General features: G+C 60.9%; 20 protein-coding genes and 1 tRNA gene. 14 read left to right on the top strand and 7 right to left on the bottom strand.

Going from position 1 to position 18,802, the window contains the following annotated elements; genetic code table 11:
• The first annotated feature begins 147 nt into the window (after positions 1-147).
• The 10 genes from LG281_RS11365 (at position 148) to LG281_RS11320 (ending at position 10,956) form a co-directional block, all read left to right on the top strand.
• A complete protein-coding gene (locus tag LG281_RS11365) occupies positions 148-1,131 on the top strand; it encodes a complex I NDUFA9 subunit family protein (RefSeq protein WP_404400737.1) in 984 nt (327 codons plus the stop codon).
• A 169-nt stretch (positions 1,132-1,300) separates the two neighbouring features.
• A complete protein-coding gene (locus tag LG281_RS11360) occupies positions 1,301-1,981 on the top strand; it encodes a glutathione S-transferase family protein (protein ID WP_404400735.1) in 681 nt (226 codons plus the stop codon).
• Complete coding sequence (queG, locus tag LG281_RS11355; RefSeq protein WP_404400733.1) at positions 1,978-3,096, top strand: tRNA epoxyqueuosine(34) reductase QueG; 1,119 nt, start codon at positions 1,978-1,980, stop codon at positions 3,094-3,096. Before LG281_RS11360 ends, queG begins: the two co-directional genes overlap by 4 nt.
• Positions 3,084-3,983 carry an SDR family oxidoreductase gene (locus tag LG281_RS11350; RefSeq protein WP_404400731.1) on the top strand — a complete coding sequence of 300 codons (900 nt, stop codon included), beginning with the start codon at positions 3,084-3,086 and terminating at the stop codon, positions 3,981-3,983. Before queG ends, LG281_RS11350 begins: the two co-directional genes overlap by 13 nt.
• 297 nt (positions 3,984-4,280) lie before the next feature.
• The gene (gene rbfA, locus LG281_RS11345; protein WP_404400729.1) at positions 4,281-4,688 is read left to right on the top strand and encodes a 30S ribosome-binding factor RbfA; all 408 of its coding nucleotides are present in this window, start codon (positions 4,281-4,283) and stop codon (positions 4,686-4,688) included.
• A complete protein-coding gene (gene truB, locus LG281_RS11340; RefSeq protein WP_404400727.1) occupies positions 4,675-5,613 on the top strand; it encodes a tRNA pseudouridine(55) synthase TruB in 939 nt (312 codons plus the stop codon). Before rbfA ends, truB begins: the two co-directional genes overlap by 14 nt.
• 255 nt (positions 5,614-5,868) lie before the next feature.
• Complete coding sequence (locus LG281_RS11335; RefSeq protein ID WP_404400725.1) at positions 5,869-7,518, top strand: sensor histidine kinase; 1,650 nt, start codon at positions 5,869-5,871, stop codon at positions 7,516-7,518.
• Between the two features lie 159 nt (positions 7,519-7,677).
• Positions 7,678-7,947, top strand: a complete 270-nt coding sequence (rpsO, locus tag LG281_RS11330) for a 30S ribosomal protein S15 (RefSeq protein WP_231800695.1) — start codon at positions 7,678-7,680, stop codon at positions 7,945-7,947.
• Positions 7,948-8,244: 297 nt separating this feature from the next.
• Complete coding sequence (gene pnp / locus LG281_RS11325; protein WP_404400723.1) at positions 8,245-10,377, top strand: polyribonucleotide nucleotidyltransferase; 2,133 nt, start codon at positions 8,245-8,247, stop codon at positions 10,375-10,377.
• Between the two features lie 138 nt (positions 10,378-10,515).
• Positions 10,516-10,956 carry a YciI family protein gene (locus LG281_RS11320; protein WP_404400721.1) on the top strand — a complete coding sequence of 147 codons (441 nt, stop codon included), beginning with the start codon at positions 10,516-10,518 and terminating at the stop codon, positions 10,954-10,956.
• A gap of 855 nt (positions 10,957-11,811) precedes the next feature.
• Here the strand turns inward: LG281_RS11320 and LG281_RS11315 are convergent.
• Positions 11,812-12,813 (bottom strand): 2-hydroxyacid dehydrogenase, encoded by a 1,002-nt coding sequence (locus LG281_RS11315; RefSeq protein ID WP_404400719.1) that lies wholly within the window; start codon positions 12,811-12,813, stop codon positions 11,812-11,814.
• 200 nt (positions 12,814-13,013) lie between these two features.
• Here LG281_RS11315 and LG281_RS11310 point away from each other — a divergent pair, with 200 nt between their 5' ends.
• Entirely contained in the window at positions 13,014-13,565 is a 552-nt protein-coding gene (locus LG281_RS11310; RefSeq protein ID WP_404400717.1) for an SH3 domain-containing protein, read from the top strand.
• Here LG281_RS11310 and irrA read toward each other — a convergent pair.
• Positions 13,562-14,005, bottom strand: coding sequence for an iron response transcriptional regulator IrrA (irrA, locus tag LG281_RS11305; RefSeq protein WP_404400715.1), 444 nt, complete (start codon positions 14,003-14,005; stop codon positions 13,562-13,564). The two genes, LG281_RS11310 and irrA, sit on opposite strands and share 4 nt — an antisense overlap.
• Before the next feature lie 354 nt (positions 14,006-14,359).
• On the opposite strand from irrA, the gene hpf reads away from it, so the two are divergent.
• Both hpf and ptsN read left to right on the top strand, forming a co-directional pair.
• On the top strand, positions 14,360-14,926 hold the full coding sequence (gene hpf, locus LG281_RS11300; RefSeq protein WP_404400713.1) for a ribosome hibernation-promoting factor, HPF/YfiA family: 567 nt from the start codon (positions 14,360-14,362) through the stop codon (positions 14,924-14,926).
• A 48-nt stretch (positions 14,927-14,974) separates the two neighbouring features.
• The gene (gene ptsN, locus LG281_RS11295; RefSeq protein WP_404400711.1) at positions 14,975-15,442 is read left to right on the top strand and encodes a PTS IIA-like nitrogen regulatory protein PtsN; all 468 of its coding nucleotides are present in this window, start codon (positions 14,975-14,977) and stop codon (positions 15,440-15,442) included.
• Between the two features lie 82 nt (positions 15,443-15,524).
• Here ptsN and LG281_RS11290 read toward each other — a convergent pair whose 3' ends face one another.
• Complete coding sequence (locus LG281_RS11290) at positions 15,525-15,827, bottom strand: DUF1150 family protein (protein WP_404400709.1); 303 nt, start codon at positions 15,825-15,827, stop codon at positions 15,525-15,527.
• A gap of 4 nt (positions 15,828-15,831) precedes the next feature.
• The gene (locus LG281_RS11285) at positions 15,832-16,263 is read right to left on the bottom strand and encodes an Hsp20 family protein (RefSeq protein ID WP_404406709.1); all 432 of its coding nucleotides are present in this window, start codon (positions 16,261-16,263) and stop codon (positions 15,832-15,834) included.
• A 133-nt stretch (positions 16,264-16,396) separates the two neighbouring features.
• Between LG281_RS11285 and LG281_RS11280 the strand changes: the two genes are divergently transcribed.
• A complete protein-coding gene (locus tag LG281_RS11280) occupies positions 16,397-17,263 on the top strand; it encodes a glycosyltransferase family 2 protein (RefSeq protein WP_404400707.1) in 867 nt (288 codons plus the stop codon).
• Here the strand turns inward: LG281_RS11280 and LG281_RS11275 are convergent, their stop codons facing one another.
• From LG281_RS11275 to LG281_RS11265, 3 genes are all read right to left on the bottom strand, one after another.
• Positions 17,264-17,866: a YdeI family protein gene (locus tag LG281_RS11275; protein WP_404400705.1), complete on the bottom strand. Its 603-nt coding sequence runs from the start codon at positions 17,864-17,866 to the stop codon at positions 17,264-17,266. It abuts the gene before it with no gap.
• 138 nt (positions 17,867-18,004) lie between these two features.
• Positions 18,005-18,080, bottom strand: a tRNA-Ala gene (locus LG281_RS11270).
• A gap of 107 nt (positions 18,081-18,187) precedes the next feature.
• Positions 18,188-18,607 (bottom strand): TIGR02300 family protein, encoded by a 420-nt coding sequence (locus LG281_RS11265; protein WP_404400703.1) that lies wholly within the window; start codon positions 18,605-18,607, stop codon positions 18,188-18,190.
• Between the last annotated feature and the right edge of the window lie 195 nt (positions 18,608-18,802).

Below are 18,802 nucleotides of genomic sequence, written 5' to 3'. Positions count from 1 at the left end.
GCTGCGGCGCATCGGTTCGCCCGCGACGATTGGCGCGTTGCCACCTGCCGGCTCTGGGCCAAAAGCGATTGAAAGCGCCGCCGTGCGCGGCTAAAACCCCTTGCAAAAGCAGTTTTCGGCCCTCGAGAAGAAGCGGGACACATCACAATGGACAAGCGCGGCGGCAAGCTCGTCACTATCTTTGGCGGATCGGGCTTTATCGGCACCCAACTGACCCAGGAACTGGCCCGGCGCGGTTATCGCATCCGGGTGGCCGTCCGCCGGCCCGACCTTGCGGGACATGTCCGGATGTTTGGGTTTCCCGGGCAGATCCAGCCGGTCCAGGCCAATCTGCGCTATCCCGAATCGGTCAAGGCCGCCGTTGCGGGTTCGGATGTCGTTATCAACCTCGTGGGCATCCTCTTTGAAAAAGGCAAACAGCGTTTCCGTGCGCTTCAGACCCAAGGCGCGAAATACGTCGCCGAGGCCGCCAAGGCGGCAGGGGCAGAGCGGCTGATCCATATGTCGGCGATCGGCGCGGACGAGAATTCGCCTTCGGCCTACGCGCGCTCCAAGGCCCTCGGGGAAGCCGAAGTGTTCAAGGCCTTTCCCGACGCAATCGTCATCCGGCCCTCGCTGGTGTTTGGTCAGGACGACGGATTCTTCAACCTTTTTGGCTTCATTGCACGAACCTTCCCGATTATGCCGCTGATCCACGGCGATACGCGCTTCCAGCCGGTTTATGTCTCCGACGTCGCACGCGCTTATGCGCTTGCCGTCGAGGGTGCGGTCAAGCCGGGCAAGATTTATGAACTGGGTGGGCCCGATATCGAAACCATGCGCGAAATCATCGCCAGGGTTCTTGAGGAAACCCGGCGCAAGCGGCCCGTCCTACCGGTACCCGCCGGCCTTGCAAAAATGGGCGCGAGCGTCATGTCGTCCCTGCCCAAACCTCTTCTGACCCCCGATCAGGTCATTCAACTCGGCATCGACAATGTGGTTTCCGAAGAGGCGGTCCGGCAGAAGCGCACCTTCGCCGCCTTCGGGATTGAGCCGACGGGCATGGATGCGGTGCTCCCGGGCTATATGTGGCGCTTCCGCAAGCACGGTGAGTTCGACCGCTTCGGTATGCCGGACGCCCGTCAGCATTAATCGCCGGTTAACCGGTCCAATCGGATTGCGAGGATCGGCGGGATCCCGGGCATAAAAAGACCTTGATCCTTGCGCAGTTTCGCTCCCTTACTCGCAATAAGGCCAATCCCGGCGCAGGTAAAAACCGGCGCTGCGCGAACCTTTTGTCCGATTGGATCATTCTTCCGCCATGCCAACGATACTGCATCACAAGCTCGACCCCGCCTCCCGCCTTATCCGGCTGATGCTCGCCGAATACGGGGTCAAGGCGGATCTCGTCGACACTTCGCCCTGGCGGCGCGATCCTGACTTTCTCGATATCAACCCAGCCGCCTCCGTGCCGGTAATGCTCGATGAGCCGTTTCCACCGGTGATTGGTGTTCTCGCCTCCATCGCGCATATCGAAAGTAATTTCGGCCCGGATGGTCCGGTCGAATCGCTTTTGCCCGAAAGCCCCGCCGAACGCGCGGAAACCTGGCGGTTGATCGAATGGGTGCTTTTAAAGCTTTCGAGCGAGGTGACCGGCTATCTGCTCGAGGAAAAGCTCATCAAGCGCGAATTGCGCTCGGGGGCGCCCGACCCTGCTGTGATCCGTATCGCCAAAGCCAACCTTAACGAACATCTGGCCTATTTTTCCTGGCTTCTGGCAACCCGGCACTGGTTGGCCGGCGACGCTATGACCCTCGCGGACTTCGCGCTGGCTTCCCATTTTTCGACGCTTGACTATATGGGTGATATAGATTGGGAAAAAGCGGGCGACGCCAAGGACTGGTACGCGCGGATCAAGTCCCGTCCCGCTTTTAGGACCCTCTTGGCCGATCGCGTGGTCGGTATGCCGGCGGCCAAGAGTTACGCGGACCTCGATTTTTGAGCTCTAACGAACGGATCGTCTCCGAATTGCAGGACCGTGCCGAAGCCCTGGGCTTTGACGCGTTGGGGATCGCTGCCGCCGATGCTCGCCCCGACCTAAAAGAAAAGCTCGAGGCAGCGCTCGAAATGGGCTGGCATGGCGACATGGACTGGATGGCCGAAACCAAGTCCCGCCGTGCTGACCCCCAGACCCTTTGGCCGGACGCAAAATCGATTGTCGTGGTCGGCATCAATTACGGCCCCAACCAAGACCCGATGGACCGGCTCAAAGACAAGGGCCTAGGAAATATCTCGGTTTATGCTCAGTCGCGGGACTATCACGACGTCGTCAAAGGCAAACTCAAGGAGCTGGCCGGGCTTCTGGCGCGCCGGGCAGGGGCCGAGGTCAAGGTCTTCGTCGACACAGCGCCCTTGATGGAAAAACCGCTCGCAGAGGCGGCCGGTATTGGCTGGCAGGGCAAACATTCGGTTCTGGTCTCCCGCGAATTCGGATCCTGGCTGTTCCTGGGCGCCATTCTCACCGACGCGCAGTTGCCCGCAAACGACCCGCATCCCGAAAGCTGTGGAAGCTGCACCCGGTGTCTCGACGTCTGCCCCACCGACGCGTTCCCCGCGCCCTTCAAGCTCGACGCGCGTAAATGCCTTGCTTATCTCAATAACGAGCACCGGGGGCAGATCCCGCTTCAGTACCGAAAGCCCATGGGCAACCGGGTTTTTGGCTGCGACGATTGCCTTGCAGTATGTCCGTGGAATAAATTTGCATCCAGAGCGCGCGAAACCAGGCTGCAGGCGAAAAATGCACTCGCGCACACGCGGCTGGCGGACCTTCTCGCACTCGACGATGGAGCATTCCGGGCGCTTTTTGCCGGAACGCCGGTCAGGCGTCTGGGTTCGGCCCGGTTCCTACGCAATTGCCTTGTCGCGGCAGGCAATTCGGGCGACTCGGGGTTGGTAGACAAGATCGCCGTGCATCTGCGCCATGAAAGCCCGCTGGTGCGCGGTATGGCAGTCTGGGCGGCGCGGCAACTGGCCTCCGGAAAGGTGCTTGCGGGGCTTCGCAAGCGCCACCTCGAAATCGAGGCCGATAGCGAGGTGTTGGCTGAATGGACGATGTGAGTCTTTTCGTTTTTGGAGCCGGCTTTGCCGCGTCCGCCGCGATCGACGCATTGCGGCGGACGCATCCGGGTGCGCGCGTGGCCGTGACGACGCGCGACGAGGACAAGGTGAAGATGCTCGCCGCCAAAGGCATCCATGCACATCTGTTCGATGGCGAGACCCCCGGCGCTACGCTTCTCCCCGATCTTGAAAGAGCGAGCCATCTGCTCATCTCCATTGCACCGGATGTCAAATGCGATCCGGTCATCCGCGAGCACGCCTCCCATATCGAGGCCGCCCCTCGCCTCGAATGGATCGGATATTATTCGACGATCGGCGTTTATGGCGATTCCGGCGGCGAATGGATCGACGAGACGGCGCCGACCGTTGCGACGAACGACCGCATCCGCTTGCGGATCGAGGCCGAGGCGCTCTGGTCCAATATGGCGACCACCAAGAATATCCCGCTTGCGATCATGCGGCTTGCCGGCATATACGGCCCGGGCCGGTCGGCTCTCGATAAACTGCGTGCGGGCACGGCGCATCGGATCATCAAGCCTGGTCAGGTCTTCAACCGCGTCCACACCACCGATATTGGCGAGATGACGGCGCGTGCCGCGATGCGGCGCTTGGGTGGGATATACAATTTCACCGACGACGAGCCTGCACCGCCGCAGGACGTCATTGCGTATGCTGCGAAATTGCTCGGAATGGAGCCGCCGCCGGAAATCCCGTTCGAAAAAGCGGAAATGAGCAAACTGGCGCGCTCGTTTTACGCCAATACCAAGCGCGTTTCGGGCAGCAAGATCAGAAAGGCGCTCGGATACGAACTGGCCTATCCGGATTATCGCGCGGGGCTCGAGGCTATTCTTGAGGCCGAGGGGGTTCGGGTGCCAGCAAACGATTGACGCACATCCCGTTGCACCTTAGGACCTGTTCACACTTATGGATAGGGGTTTGTTTTTGCATAAATCGTTCAATGCCAAGCGTTTCCCCGCAGCTAAGGGGCTCCCCTTTGGAAGGGGAAAAGCGCCAACAGTGGACGATTTATGCAAAACCCTTCGGGCGGGTCATAGTCCGGCCCCTTGTCGCGAAAAATTCCGCTTGCAGGCGTCAGCCTGCGGCGCGGGATTTTCCACGAAAGGTTCTCGGATTATGACCCGTCAAACCCCTATCCATAAATGTTAACAGGTCCTAATGGCGCCATGGCTAAACGCAGCAAAACTTCGGCACCATCCCAGCGCATGTTGCGCGTCGGCGAACTCGTCAGGCACGAGGTCGCTGCGCTCCTTTCGCGTGGCGAGATCATCGATGACCTTCTGGAAACCGTAACGGTCACCGTGCCCGAGGTGCGCATGACGCCCGATCTTAAGATCGCCAATGTCTACGTGATGCCGCTCGGTGGCGAAAACGCCCAAGAGGTCGCCGATGCGCTCAATGCGCACGCACGGTTCATCCGCGGCCGGGTCACTCCGGCGCTCGATCTCAAATACGCGCCCGAGTTCCGCTTTTTCGTCGACACCACGTTCGACGAATACGGCAAGATCGACGCGCTCTTGAAATCTGAGCGCGTGCAGCGCGATCTCGGTTCGCGCGACGATGAAGACGAATAACGAAAGGCGCCTCGTGACCGAAGGCAAGAAAAAGCGGGTCAAGCGCGACCTGTCCGGCTGGCTTGTGTTCAATAAGCCCTACGACATGTCCTCGACCGAGGCCGTGGGCAAGCTGCGCTGGCTCTTCGGGGCGAAAAAGGCCGGCCACGCGGGTACCCTCGATCCTCTCGCAACCGGCGTCCTGCCTATCGCCTTCGGCGAGGCGACAAAGACCGTACCCATGGTTCAGGACGGCACCAAGGTCTATACCTTCGACATCGTCTGGGGTGCCCAGACAACCACCGACGATACCGAAGGCGAAGTGATCGCCACCTCCGATGTACGCCCCGATACCGAGGCGCTCGCAGCGATACTGCCGCGCTTTACTGGGGTGATCACGCAGATCCCGCCGGCTTTTTCGGCGATCAAGATCAAGGGTGAGCGCGCCTATGACCTCGCCCGGGCGGGCGCAAAGCTCGATATGCCGCCCCGCGAGGTGGAGATCGATGCAATGGATCTGATCGCCAACGACGCTACGCACGCCCGCCTTTCCGTCACCTGCGCCAAGGGCACCTATGTCCGCGCCCTGGCGCGCGACATTGCCGAAGCGCTCGGCACCAAGGGGCATGTCGGTGCTCTGCACCGGGCACGTGTTGGTGCTTTTTCCGACGCTGGCGCCGTAAGCCTCGAAGCGCTCGAAGCTGCCGATGAGGCTGAACGCGACGCCATGCTGCTGCCGGTCGCCGCCGGGCTTGCCGCTCTTCCTGAAATCCGCGTCGACGCCAGTCAGGCCGGCATCATACGCCGCGGCAATCCGGTTCTCCTGACCGGTCGCGATGCGCCGGTGACACTCGATGAGGCCTGGGCCAGCCAGCGCGGCCAAGCGGTGGCGATCGGCTATGTCGAGCATGGTCAGTTCAAGCCCCGGCGGGTCATTCTCGGATAATCGTGCCGGCGTGCCTAGGGATCGCCCCAATCGAACCCTACCGAAGAGGCTGGCGTCACAACCACACCGCATGCGGTTCATTCCCGTGGTTTGCACTCCAAGTGTGTCCGCGCTGCACTTTACCGGTTGGGGGCATAGGGCTAAGCCTTTAGAGCATAGGGGCAGGCGGCGGCGCGGCCCATAGGAACGGCCACTCTTTTCATGACGGATCCTGCCACGAATCACAGGACTGGAACCACGCCTCGATGGCGGGCTATGCCCATTCTCAATTATCTGACGATCCTGGTTCTGGTGATCGTCCTGCCCGTGCTGGCCTTCGCCGGTGTTCTGATCCAGCGCCATAACGAGGCGCAGGAAGATACGGTCGAAACCTTCACCGTCGCTACCACGCGATCTGTGGTGCAGGCGGTCGAACGCGAAATCTCGGGTATGATCACGACGCTACGCGTGCTGATGACCTCGGAATCCCTGACGGATGGTCAACTTGCCCGGTTCCATGCTCATGCACGGATCGCACTCGAGGGTACAGGCGCCAATCTCATCATGTTGGACCGGGATTACCGTCAACTCCTCAATACGCGAGTCGATTACGGTGAACCTCTCGGCCTCATGCCTGATCTCGAAGCAGCCGGCCGCGCCTTCGAAACACCTGACGCGATTGTGTCGGATCTCTTCTGGGAGCAAACCGCGGGCGATTGGGTCTTCAATGTCATGATGCGGCGTCCGAACGCCGATCCGGCCCGTGAGATTGTGATTCTTACGCAGGTAGCGGCCAATCTCTCCAATGCGCTTCTCACCCGCGAATTGCCCCAGGGCTGGCATGTTGCGCTCGTTGACAGCGACAACCGGGTGATCTCGGCATCGCAAGAATCCGCTATAGTGGGCGAACCGTTCTTTTTGCCATTGTTACCGGCGGAAGGTGGGTCTCGCGGATGGCGGCAGCGTAACACCGCCTCCGAAACCTACATGACCATCACGCAAGGTTCGATCCTGGCAGGCTGGTATGTCGTGGCCTGGGCCCCGGCTTCGGTCGTGGCCGGTCCCTTGAGGGTGACGCTGGTCTGGCTGGTTATCGGCGGGCTAGCGATTGCTGGACTTGCGGCGTTCGCCGCCGCCGTCGTAGCTCGCCAGATTGCCCGTTCGGTGCGCGGACTGGCCCGGCAGGCCCGCCGGCTGGGCGCAGGTGAAGTCGTCGATCCCGTAGCCTACCCTGTTTATGAGATTGCGCAGGTGTCCGAGGCCTTGTTCGATGCGGCGGAAAAACGCAAGAAGGCCGAGGCTGAGGCGCGATTTCTGATGCGCGAGCTTGCACATCGTTCCAAAAACCAACTTACGGTCATTTCCGCGATGGCCAAGCAGACGGCCCAAGGCACCGAGTCGGTGGAACACTTCGTCGAAAGTTTCCAGAACCGCATCTACGGGCTCGCCCGCTCGACCGACCTGCTCCTGGCTCACGGGACCGCAGGGATAGAGCTCTACGACCTGTTCAAGACCCAGATCGATCCTTTCCGCCCGGAGAATCCGGCACGCGTCAGCAAGGGCGGGCCGATCGTCCGGCTCAACGTGCAGGCCGCCCAGGTCCTGGGCATGGCGGCGCACGAGATGGCTACCAATGCCGCCAAATACGGCGCCTTCTCCGGTCCGGAAGGGCGGCTCCAGGTCACCTGGGATTTCGAGGATGACGACCGGCTGCACATTTCCTGGCGCGAATTCGTACCCGGCTTCACGGCGCCCGGTGACCGCAAGGGTTTCGGCACCGTCGTGCTCCAAACCATGGTGGCCGGTTCGCTCGGCGCCGATGTCGAGCGTATGGTCCACGCGGACGGCATTGAATGGCTTTTTGCCATTCCCCGGGCCAAGCTCGACCCCGAGCGCGAACAGATCGGGCTCGATGACGCGGAATAGGCCCTTGCGTGCCCGGAACGAAGAAATTTCTTCTCATATCGGCCCAATTGCCCTATAGGGGGCGCCAACCGGCGGCATTTCGGCCAGCCGGAAGGCCATACCTGGACGGCATCCCGGCTATGGCGGCTTTCCTTCACCTGATTTCGAAAGGATGACCCGATGTCGATTACGCCAGAGCGCAAGGCCGCGCTGATCAAGGAATACGCGACCAAAGACGGTGACACAGGTTCGCCGGAGGTCCAGGTCGCGATCCTGACCGAGCGGATCAACAATCTGACCGATCACTTCAAGACCCACGCCAAGGACAATCACTCCCGGCGGGGCCTTCTGAAGCTCGTTTCGACCCGTCGCAGCCTTCTTGACTACGTCAAGCGCGGCGACCAGGCACGGTACCAGAGCCTTATCGAACGGCTCGGCATACGCCGCTAGAATAGACTTCGAAGATGCGGCGTCTTTGGCGCCGCATCTTTGCTTTTCCCCAGACCCCGAACAACGGGGATAACTTTGGGGATAATTCGCGCCTCGAGGTCTTGTGATCCCGAGGCTGACCCCGATGGCCACGCGGCCCGACTGGGGCATGGCAGGATCGCCGGAGGCTTGGGCGACGCTAACGAGCCTCTCGCCGTCTTGTCCATGTTCCAACCAAGGCCGTCGGCCCCTGCGCCGGACATCCCTGCGGGCACAGTTCCCGCCGTCCCGGCGCACAAAGAGGAACTGGAATAGAAAATGTCTCTCAACTTCGATTATCACAAAGTCGAGCTCGATTGGGGTGGCCAGCCGCTGACCCTCGAGACCGGCAAGGTCGCTCGCCAGGCCGACGGCGCCGTCGTGGCCACCCTGGGTGAAACCGTGGTGCTCGCCACCGCCGTTTCGGCCAAGGAACCCAAGGCCGGTATCGACTTCTTCCCGTTGACGGTCAACTATCAGGAAAAATACTTCGCCGCCGGCAAGATACCGGGCGGCTATTTCAAGCGCGAAGGGCGGCCCACCGAGGCGGAAACCCTGACCTCGCGCCTGATCGACCGTCCGATCCGTCCGCTTTTCCCGGCTGGCTACAAGAACGAGACCCAGGTCGTCATCACCGTTCTCCAGCACGATATGGAAAATGAACCGGACGTTCTGGCCATGGTCGCAGCCTCTGCCGCGCTCACGATTTCGGGTATTCCCTTTATGGGCCCCATTGGCGCCGCGCGCGTGGGCTACATCGATGGCGAATACGTTCTGAACACCCCCATCGACAAGCGCAGCGATTCCAAGCTCGACCTCGTCATGGCCGGCACCGCCGATGCGGTACTGATGGTGGAATCCGAGGCTCAGGAGCTTTCCGAGGAGGTTATGCTCGGCGCCGTGATGTTCGGCCACCAGCAGAGCCAAAAGGTCATTGACGCGATCATCAAACTTGCTGAACTGGCCGCCAAGGACCCGCGTGATTTCGAGCCGGTGGACAATTCCGCCCTCGAAAGTGAAATGCTCGCTTTCATTGAAAACGATCTGCGTGCCGCCTACAAGATCACGACCAAGGAAGAGCGCTACGCCGCTGTCGACGCCGCCAAAGCCAAGGTCAAGGCGCATTTCCTTCCCGAGGAAGACGAGCCCAAATATACCCCCGAGCAGGTCGGTGCGGTTTTCAAGTCGCTTCAGGCCAAGATCGTCCGCTGGAACATTCTCGACACCAAGACCCGCATCGACGGCCGTGATCTGGAAACGGTTCGCGGGATCGAGGCCGAGGTTGGCGTTCTGCCGCGTACGCACGGTTCGGCGCTGTTTACCCGCGGTGAGACCCAGGCGCTCGTGGTCGCAACGCTCGGCACCGGTGAGGACGAGCAGTTCATCGACTCGCTTGAGGGTACGTACAAGCAGAACTTCCTGTTGCACTACAACTTCCCGCCCTATTCGGTCGGTGAAGCGGGCCGCATGGGTTCGCCCGGCCGCCGCGAGATCGGCCATGGCAAGCTCGCATGGCGCGCCATCAACCCGGTCCGCCCCTCGGTCGAGGAATTCCCCTATACCCTGCGCGTGGTCTCGGAAATCACCGAATCCAACGGCTCCTCCTCGATGGCGACCGTCTGCGGCACCTCGCTGGCGCTGATGGATGCGGGCGTACCGATGAAGAAGGCCGTAGCGGGTATCGCGATGGGCCTTATTCTCGAGGGCGACAAGTTCGCCGTTCTCTCGGACATCCTGGGCGATGAGGATCACCTGGGCGACATGGACTTCAAGGTCGCCGGCACCCATGAGGGCGTCACCTCGCTCCAGATGGACATCAAGATCGCCGGCATCACCGAAGAGATCATGAAGATCGCCCTGGCGCAGGCCAAGGACGGGCGCACCCATATCCTTGGCGAAATGGCCAAGGCCATCGATACAGCCCGCTCCGAAGTGGGCGAATTCGCACCGCGCATCGAGACCCTCAAGATCCCGACAGACAAGATCCGCGAAGTGATCGGCACTGGCGGCAAGGTGATCCGCGAGATCGTCGAAAAGACCGGCGCCAAGATCAACATCGAGGACGACGGCACCGTCAAGGTCGCCTCCTCGGACGGCAAGGCGATCGACGCCGCCATCAAGTGGATCAAGTCGATCACCGACGAGCCGGAAGTCGGCGAAATCTATCAGGGCACGGTCGTCAAGACCGCCGATTTCGGCGCTTTCGTCAATTTCTTCGGCGCCCGCGACGGCCTCGTTCACATCTCGCAGCTTGCCGAACACCGCGTGGGCAAGACCACCGATGTCGTCAAGGAAGGCGACAAGGTCTGGGTCAAGCTCCTCGGCTTCGACGAGCGCGGCAAGGTCCGCCTGTCGATGAAGGTCGTCGATCAGGAGACCGGCAAGGAAGTCGAAAAGGAAGACGCCGAGTAAACGTAGACGCTCCGTTTCCAAAGACTGCAGACCCGGCGCTTCGGCGCCGGGTTTTTGTTTGTCCGACGGTTTGACAGCCTCCCGTTTCGCATTGAAACTTCGCCCCTCGAGCGACACGCGCTCGCGAGGAGAGACACAATGCGCTTTATGGTGATGATCAAGGCGTCCGCCGAGACCGAGGCGGGCGTGATGCCAACCGATGAGCAATTGCTGGCGATGGGCAAGTACAACGAGGAACTGGTTGCCGCCGGCGTCATGAAGGATGGCGCCGGGTTGCATCCGACGTCCAGGGGCGCAAGGATTGTCATGAAAGATGGCGAGACAATCGTCACCGATGGCCCTTTCGCAGAGACCAAGGAAGTGATCGCGGGCTTCTGGATCTGGGAATGCGCCTCGCTCGCCGAAGCCATCGAATGGCTCAAGAAGGTCCCTGAGAGTCCCGGACAGGCCGATTATGAAATCCGTCAGATCTTCGAAATGGAGGATTTCGTTCAGGGCGAGGGGATCGAGCAGCACAAGAAGGTCGCACAGCAGATGGAAGAGCAGGGCCTTGAAAGCCAGACGGCCTATCGGAAATAGTTCGGGCCTTGTCCACACAACTCGCCGCCGCATTATGCGTTCTCGACATGCCTGTTCATCCGGCGACCCTCGAGCCCCGGTTTCAAATAGCGTGGACGGTATGCGGCGAGACGCGCCTCATACTGATTATATAAATGCGAGGCGAGCCTCGCCGCATACGCCCGGGATTTTTGGCTTGGCGTCCGCAACAGGCTAGGGCCAATCCCCTCCGGGTTTCCCCGGTATGCCGCGGTGCTGCCGCGACTGGCTCTGGTGACGTTCGGACCTCCGCTGGGACGACTCCCATCGGACCCGGACCGGTCCCGCCCAAACGTGCGTTGCGCCTGCGCCCATCAAGCGGGTCCGTAAGGCGCATCATAAGCGCGGTTTCGGGGGCGGGGATAAGTTTTGGGGCAGAAACTTCGGTTTCTCGCCAAATACCTCCACCGCTAACCCCTCCCCACAAGCTCCGAGATTCACGCATTTGCTTTTGAGGTCCCAATCCTCGCCATAGGCACGGTCCAAAACCATGTGGTCTCAAACCGAGATGTGTGAATATCGGAGCTTGTGGGGAGGGGGCAGGGGTGGGGGTAAGCCGAGAGACGCCGCGTTGGAAGAGTCTTCTCACGCGCGGGACAGCGCGTGGCTGGATTCCGGGAACACGTCCCGGAATGCCAGGCTACGATACTCACACATCTATATGAGAGCCCCTTCGCGCTGGCTCATCATGGCACGCACCGAAGATGTGTGAATCTCGCAGGATCAAGTCGGGGGCGGCGGTGGGGTGGTGGAAGCGCCAGAGCCGGCACACAGGAGCCAATCCCCTTGGGCAAGCCATGGCGAAAAACCGAAGGCGGCGCGCCGGCGTCAGGACCGTCAGCGCCGCCCCTCGGGCAGAACCCGGTGCGGCGGCGTATGCCCGTCAAGGAAGGTGCGGATGTTAACGATGACCGTTTCGCCCATCTCGATGCGACCCTCGAGCGTGGCTGAACCCATATGCGGAGTCAGAACCACCTTGTTTTCGCGCGCGAGCGCCAGGAGCTTGGGATTGACGCCCTTTTTGTGCTCGAAGACGTCGAGCGCCGCGCCCAGCAAATGGCCCGAGGCGACACACTCGGCAAGCGCGGCCTCATCGACCAGTTCGGGCCGGGCGATATTGACGACGACTGCGCCCTTTTTCATGCGCCTCAGCCGCTCGGCCGAGAGGATGTTGTAGGTCTCCCGCGTATGCGGCGTGTGTAAGGAGACGATGTCGACATGCGTGAGCATCTCATCGACCGATGCCCAATAGCGCGCGCCGAGGGCATCCTCGACCTGTGGCGGCTTTCGAGTGCGGCCGCAATAATGGATCTCGAGCCCGAACGCCCTGGCGCGCCGCGCGACGGCCGTGCCGATCCGCCCCAGCCCGACAATGCCGAGCGCCTTGCCGCCGATGCGCTGGCCCAGCATCCATGTGGGCGCCCAGCCTGGCCATGTGCCGTCCTTGAGAATGACCTGCGCGCCCTCGGCAAGCCGGCGCGGGATCGCGAGGATCAGCGCCATTGCCATGTCGGCGGTATCTTCGGTCAGAACCGACGGCGTATTGGTCACCGTGATCCCGGCTGCGTGCGCCGCCTCGATATCGATATTGTCGAACCCGTTGCCGAACTGCGCGATGAGTTTCAGGGATGCGGGCAATGCGGCAATGACCTGCGCATCGATCCGGTCGGTGATCGAGGAAACCAGAACATCGGCGTTCTGGGCCCGGGCGACGAGTGTCTCAGTCCCGAGCGGCGTGTCCGTTTCGTTGAATTCCGCATCGAAAAGCGCCGCCATCCGCTCCTGGATCGGAGCCGGCAGGCGCCGGGTGACAATGACTTTGGGCGGTGCGTGCGTCACACGATCACCATTTTTTCGCCCTACCGCTCCGGCCCGGCGCGATGGCGGGCGAACCGATATTTCCGTTCCCTGATTTCGCGCTTATGCGCGCCATGAGCGGTCCTTTCAGTGACCGTTAACAACGGTGCAGTACTCCAATAGAAAAAATCCGCCGGGCTGGAAAGCCCAAGGGCGTGTCATCAACCGGTGAGCATCCCGATTTGTCCAATCTTCGTCGCCAGGTCCAAACTGTCCTCTATACGATCCTCGCGATCATTGCGCTTGCAGGCACGGTACATGCCCAGCAGACGGGCCCCGTAACCGGCCTGCCCATGCCACGCTTCGTTTCCGTGGGCTCGGCACCGGTCAATGTGCGTGTGGGGCCGGGGACCAATTACGATATCGCCTGGATCTTCGTGCGCCCCAATGTGCCGGTTGAAATTGTTCAGGAATTCGATACCTGGCGCAAAATCCGCGACGTCGACGGCGCCGAGGGCTGGGTGCACCAGAGTCTCGTCGTTGGCGCGAGAACCGCGCTCGTTACGCCCTGGACCCGGGACGGCCGTACGGCGCTTCTGAGTGAGCAAGATAGCCAGGCCGCGGTGCGGGCATGGTTGACGCCGGGCCTGCTGATACAGCTCCAGAGTTGCACAGGCAGCTATTGTGCCGTCGCGCTCGATCATACCGACGCCGAAGGCAACACCCGGCACTATTCGGGTTATGTCGCCCAGAACGCCATCTGGGGGGCCTATGAGGGGGAAGTCTTCGATTAGCTGCGGGTTTTCTGGACCCGCACGATCACGTCCACATGCGTGATCGCCATGCCGTCCGGAGCATCGGGCAGGCCTGAAATCCGGATCGATTCAGAGGGGATGTCCTCGATCCGTTCTTCGTCCTCGATATAGAAATGGTGGTGATCGGTCGTGTCAGTGTCGAAATAGGACCGTGCCGCATCCACCGAGATTTCCCTCAAAAGCCCGGCCTGACGGAACTGATGCAGAGAGTTGTAGATGGTCGCGAGCGACACCTGCACACCCGCCTCGGCGGCTTCGGAGTGAAGCTGCTCGGCATTCACATGCCGGTGTTCCCCGGAAAACAGCAATTCCGCCAGCGCCAGACGCTGCCGGGTCGGCCGCAATCCGGCCATGCGCAGAACGGCCATAAGGCACGGGCCGCGGGAAGGTTCGGCGGCGGTCTTTTGGGGAGACGTCATCGGGCGTGAGGGTTCCGGACTTCGTGTTGCATGTTTAGGGTCTGGATCCTAAACTATAGTCAGCTGAACTGCCCGATACAAGCATTGTGCCTCTTGAACCCCTTGGCTGTCGCGGGTTTGCGTCCGCCACGCGCAGTGCCGGCGCGTGTGGGGACCTCGCCAGGCACTGCGCCGGTGCCCGTTTGGCCGCGCGGCGAATATTAACGGGGGCGTTTTGCGTTGTCATCAAAGGATTTGAATACTGATAGGGCCAATCCGATTGCCTTGGCCCTAGCCACGGGTCTAGACTCTGGTGTTGCAGAGCACGGGATCTTGACCCCGCGCCCGTCACACCAACCAACCCGAGAGGCAACCATGAGCTTGCGTGTATCCGGTAAAAACATGGACGTCGGCGAATCGCTGCGCGCCACGGCGGAAGACCACATCGACGCGGTGGTGGGCAAATATTTCGACGGAGGTTATGACGGGCAATTGACGCTCGAACCCGAAGGAATCGGGTTCCGTGCCGATTGCATGGTGCATCTTGACACAGGCGTTGTCCTTTCGGCCAGTGCCAGCGCAAACGATGCAACTTCGGCCTACGAGACGATGGCCGCACATATCGAGAAGCGGCTACGGCGCTATAAGCGCAAACTCAAGAACCATCGGCGGAATTCCAACGGGGCGACCGGCGGATATGCCGACTATGTGATTGCGTTCTCCGACGACGAGATCGAACTCGATGAGAACGATGCCCCCCCGGTGATCGCTGAAACGACCCAGAGCCTGAGGACGATGAGCGTCGGAGAGGCGGTGATGGAGCTCGATTTGTCGCAGTCTGACGTAATCGTGTTCCGCCACGCTGGACATGGCGGCATGAATGTGGTTTACCGCCGGGCCGATGGCAATATTGGTTGGATCGATCCAGCCCTTTCCAATTGACAAAGGGCAATGACGTCCCCCACGAACAGCACCTAAAGGCTTCTCTTCATGGAACTTGCTGACATTCTGTCGCAGGAATCGGTGATTCCGTGCGCAAAGGTCGCATCCAAACGACAACTCCTCCAGCAACTCGCGGAAAAAGCGTCTGGCCTGGTTGGAGTCGATGCTCAGGTGATCTTCGATACGCTTTTGAGCCGTGAACAGCTCGGTTCGACCGGTCTGGGGAACGGGATTGCGATCCCGCACGGCAAGATCAAGGGGCTCACGGGCGTGACGGCGGTGTTCGCACGTCTTGTCGAGCCGATCGATTTCGACGCGGTGGACGACCAGCCCGTCGACCTCGTTGTGATGCTCCTTGCGCCCGAAGGATCGGGCGCCGATCATTTGAAGGCGTTGAGCAAGGTCGCCCGGCTTTTGCGTTCGGAAGGCATTCTCGACCGCCTGCGTGCGACCAAGGACGAGGCCAAGCTGCGCGAGATTTTAACCACACCGCTCGAAGCGATTCACGCGGCCTGACCGACAGTCACGAGACGGAAAAAGGCGTCATCCCGCTTGCGCAGGATGACGCCTTTGGTTTTTTCGGAGGTGGTTACAGGCCCTAATGCAGCGTCGCCAGCGTCACCTCGTGGCCATCGATCCAGTCCTGGACGGCTTCGCGGGAATCCGCAACCAACACCGGCGCGCCATCGGCGGACATCAGGAGTTCGAGTTCCTGATCGGCAGGAGCGGCGCCGGCCTGAGGCACGAGTTCGGCAAGATCGCCGGCATTCATGCGGCGCCAGAAAACGATATCGCCCGCACCCAGCGCGGCGAATTGTTCGGCGGTCAGAAGCTTGAGAGGCTCGGCGGCGCGACCCAGCCGGGTATCGTCAAACGTCCGCTTTTCATCGGGTTTATTCATTACTCTACCTCCTTGCTTCGGCCGGCCGGATCTCGATACGGCGAGTCACGGGTTCGGCCTGGGGCCGATGGACGGTTACGACGAGGAGGCCGTTTTCAAGGTCGGCACCCTCGACGCGCATGCCGTCGGCAAGCAGGAAGGTGCGCTGAAACTGTCGTGCGGCAATTCCGCGATGCAAATAGTCCCGCGCACCATCATCGGTTTGCCGGCCGCGTACGATAAGCTGATTATCCTCCGCAATCACTTCCAAGTCGTTACGTGCGAATCCGGCCACGGCGATTGAAATGAGGTAAGTCTCACCTCCGCCTTCCAGATTCGTGCGTTCGATATTATACGGAGGATAGCCTTCCGCGGCCCGGGAAAGCCGGTCAAAGCGCTCCTCGAAGGCTTCGAAGCCCAAAACGAAAGGCGCGGAGAAAAGCGATACGCGCGACATAGCGGTAAACCTGTCCTTGTCCATCAAGCAACATTGCCTGTCCGGCCCGACTACGGCACCGGAAAGGCGTTGACTATGATATGGGGCGCATATGCACCGCTTCAAGAGTGTTAACAGGCCCTACCCCTAAACCATGACCAAGCGCGAACCCGTCTCGATTGTGATGCCCGCCTACAAGGCCGAGAAAACCATCGCCGCTTCGGTCAGAAGCGCGCTCGCGCAGGATTTCGCCGACTTTGAGTTGATCGTCGTTGCTGACGACGGGGTGGACTACGAGGCGGTTCTGGGGCGCGAGGGGATCGTGGACGCGCGGATACGGTATCTCGAAAGCGGCCTTATTGGCGGCGGTTCACCCCCTGCGCGCAATGCGGGGCTCGATGCTGCGCGGTACCGGTTTTCCGCGATCCTCGATGCCGACGATCGCTTTGCGCCGACCAAGCTTTCGGCGGTGATGCCGCATTTGCTGCAATACGGGCTTGTTTCGTGCGCGCTCAACGTGACCCTGCCCGACGGAACGGCCCTCCGGCAGGTCGGCGCCGGGTCCGACCGGGTGCTCACGCCCGGCACGTATAAATTTACCAACTTCTCGATGGATTCGATGCTGGTTTACGACCGCAATCGCGCCGACCCGCGTTTCGACCCCGATCTGCCTTGCCTGACCGACCTCGATTTCCTCTTGAAACTCTTTGCGGCCATTCCGGCATGCTACCATGTGGGCACGCCACTTCACGATTATGTCAAATTACCGGTTTCGGTCTCCAACGGACCGGGCGTGACCGAGAAAATGGTGAGAACCAAGGAATTGATGCGCGCGCGGCTCGCCGCCGGGTACTACCGTCTTTCCCGGCCTAGGGAAGTAGAGGGGATGGACAGCTTCCTTGCGATTTCCCTGCGGGCCGAGAAAACGTTCACGCCTCGGGCGATCGCCGGCAAGCCGAGCCTTTTTGAGGATCATATAGAACCCAGGCTGGCCGCCCGCAGCGCCGCGCTTGTACAGTAGTTACTTCTGCTTGCCGTTGGGGTGGAGCGTTTCGCCGCGCGCCAGCATGGCGATGAATTCTTCGATTTTACGCTGGCGGGTTTCGGTGCGCTTGGCGTTGTTGATCCGGAAGGTCAGAGCATAGAGATTGGCGCGGTTAAGGGTTTCGAACATGGCCTTGGCGCGTGCGTCGGCCGCCAGAGCGTCGAGGAAGTCCTGCGGGACCTCGAAACTCGCGCCTGGCGCGTAAGCGCGCTCCCATCGCCCGTCAGCCTTGGCCGCTTCAATTTCCCTTAGTCCCGGCGCCTGCATGAGCCCCTCGGCAATCAGGTTCTCGGCGTGCCGGACATTGATCTGCGACCAGATCGAAGCCTTCCGCCGTGGCGTGAAACGCAGTACATAGGCGTCGGTATCGAATTTCTTCTTGATCCCGTCGATCCACCCCCAGCACAGCGCCGCCCGCACCGCATCCTCATAGCTTAGCGTCGGATAGCCGGTGTGAACCTTGTAGAATTTGACCCACAGGAAATCCTCGGCGGCGTGGTTGTCCTTGAGCCACAAATAGAACGCCTCTCCCGTCTCGAACGGGAGAACCTTGTCGGGATCGACGATAACCGGGGCCATGTGTCGCGTCCTCAAGCCGTATCAGCTCCAGTCAAGCGCAGGCTTTTGCCCAGGACAAGGCTCGCATTTACGAATTTGCGAAAGCGTAACAAAAAAGCCGCGCTTGAAAGCACGGCTTTTTGAGGTTCTACGGAGATTTGGTGGAGCCAAGCGGGATCGAACCGCTGACCTCCTGCATGCCATGCAGGCGCTCTCCCAGCTGAGCTATGGCCCCATTATCCCTGACCGGAAGCCCGGTCCGAACGGCGGCGAACCTATGTGAGAGCTCGCCAAGACGCAAGAGCAAAAATGGCGCTTGCGACGGATTTTTGACAGGCCCGCTTAGCGGTCTTCGTCATCGTCCACTTCGACGTCGAAATCGATGTCGTCATCGTCGTCGTCGGTTTCAAGGAAAGTGTCCGCGTCGTCCCCGCCGAGGTCCTCGTCGACATCGACATCCTCGACATCCGGGATATCGTCGCCGTTGTCGTCGTCATCGGTGTCGCTATCGCTCTCGGCGTCCGAAAGCGAAATGACCTCAGCGCCCGCGGCTTCCGCAGCGAGATCGACTTCGACCGTTTCGTCTTCCTCTGGCCGTACTTTTTCGGCGGGCTTGGGCGCCTTTTCCGGTGCGGCTTCGAAAAAGGACACCGGATAGGATTTACCCGTATAGGGCGAAACCACAGGATCCTTGTTGAGATCGTAGAATTTCTTGCCCGTCACCGGGCAGGTGCGCTTCGTACCGCGTTCGTCAGTGGCCAAGGCAATTCCCCATTGCTCGTAATGTCGTAGATCGGCTCTGGCGGGCAAAAAGGCGCGCCGCAAATTTTCCGGTTCGGTTACGATGAAATTTTCGGACCTGTCAAACGCTAAATGCGGGCGGCTTTGTGGCGTTGGCACCGTGCCCGGGGCGTGCTAAGCCCCGTCTCGCTTTCCATTGCTTTTCTTGAAGGCGAC

Source organism: Pelagibacterium halotolerans, from assembly GCF_044811015.1.
Lineage (GTDB): Bacteria > Pseudomonadota > Alphaproteobacteria > Rhizobiales > Devosiaceae > Pelagibacterium > Pelagibacterium halotolerans_A.
Note: the sequence above shows the minus strand (reverse complement) of the source record. Positions and strands in the feature narration are given on the sequence as shown.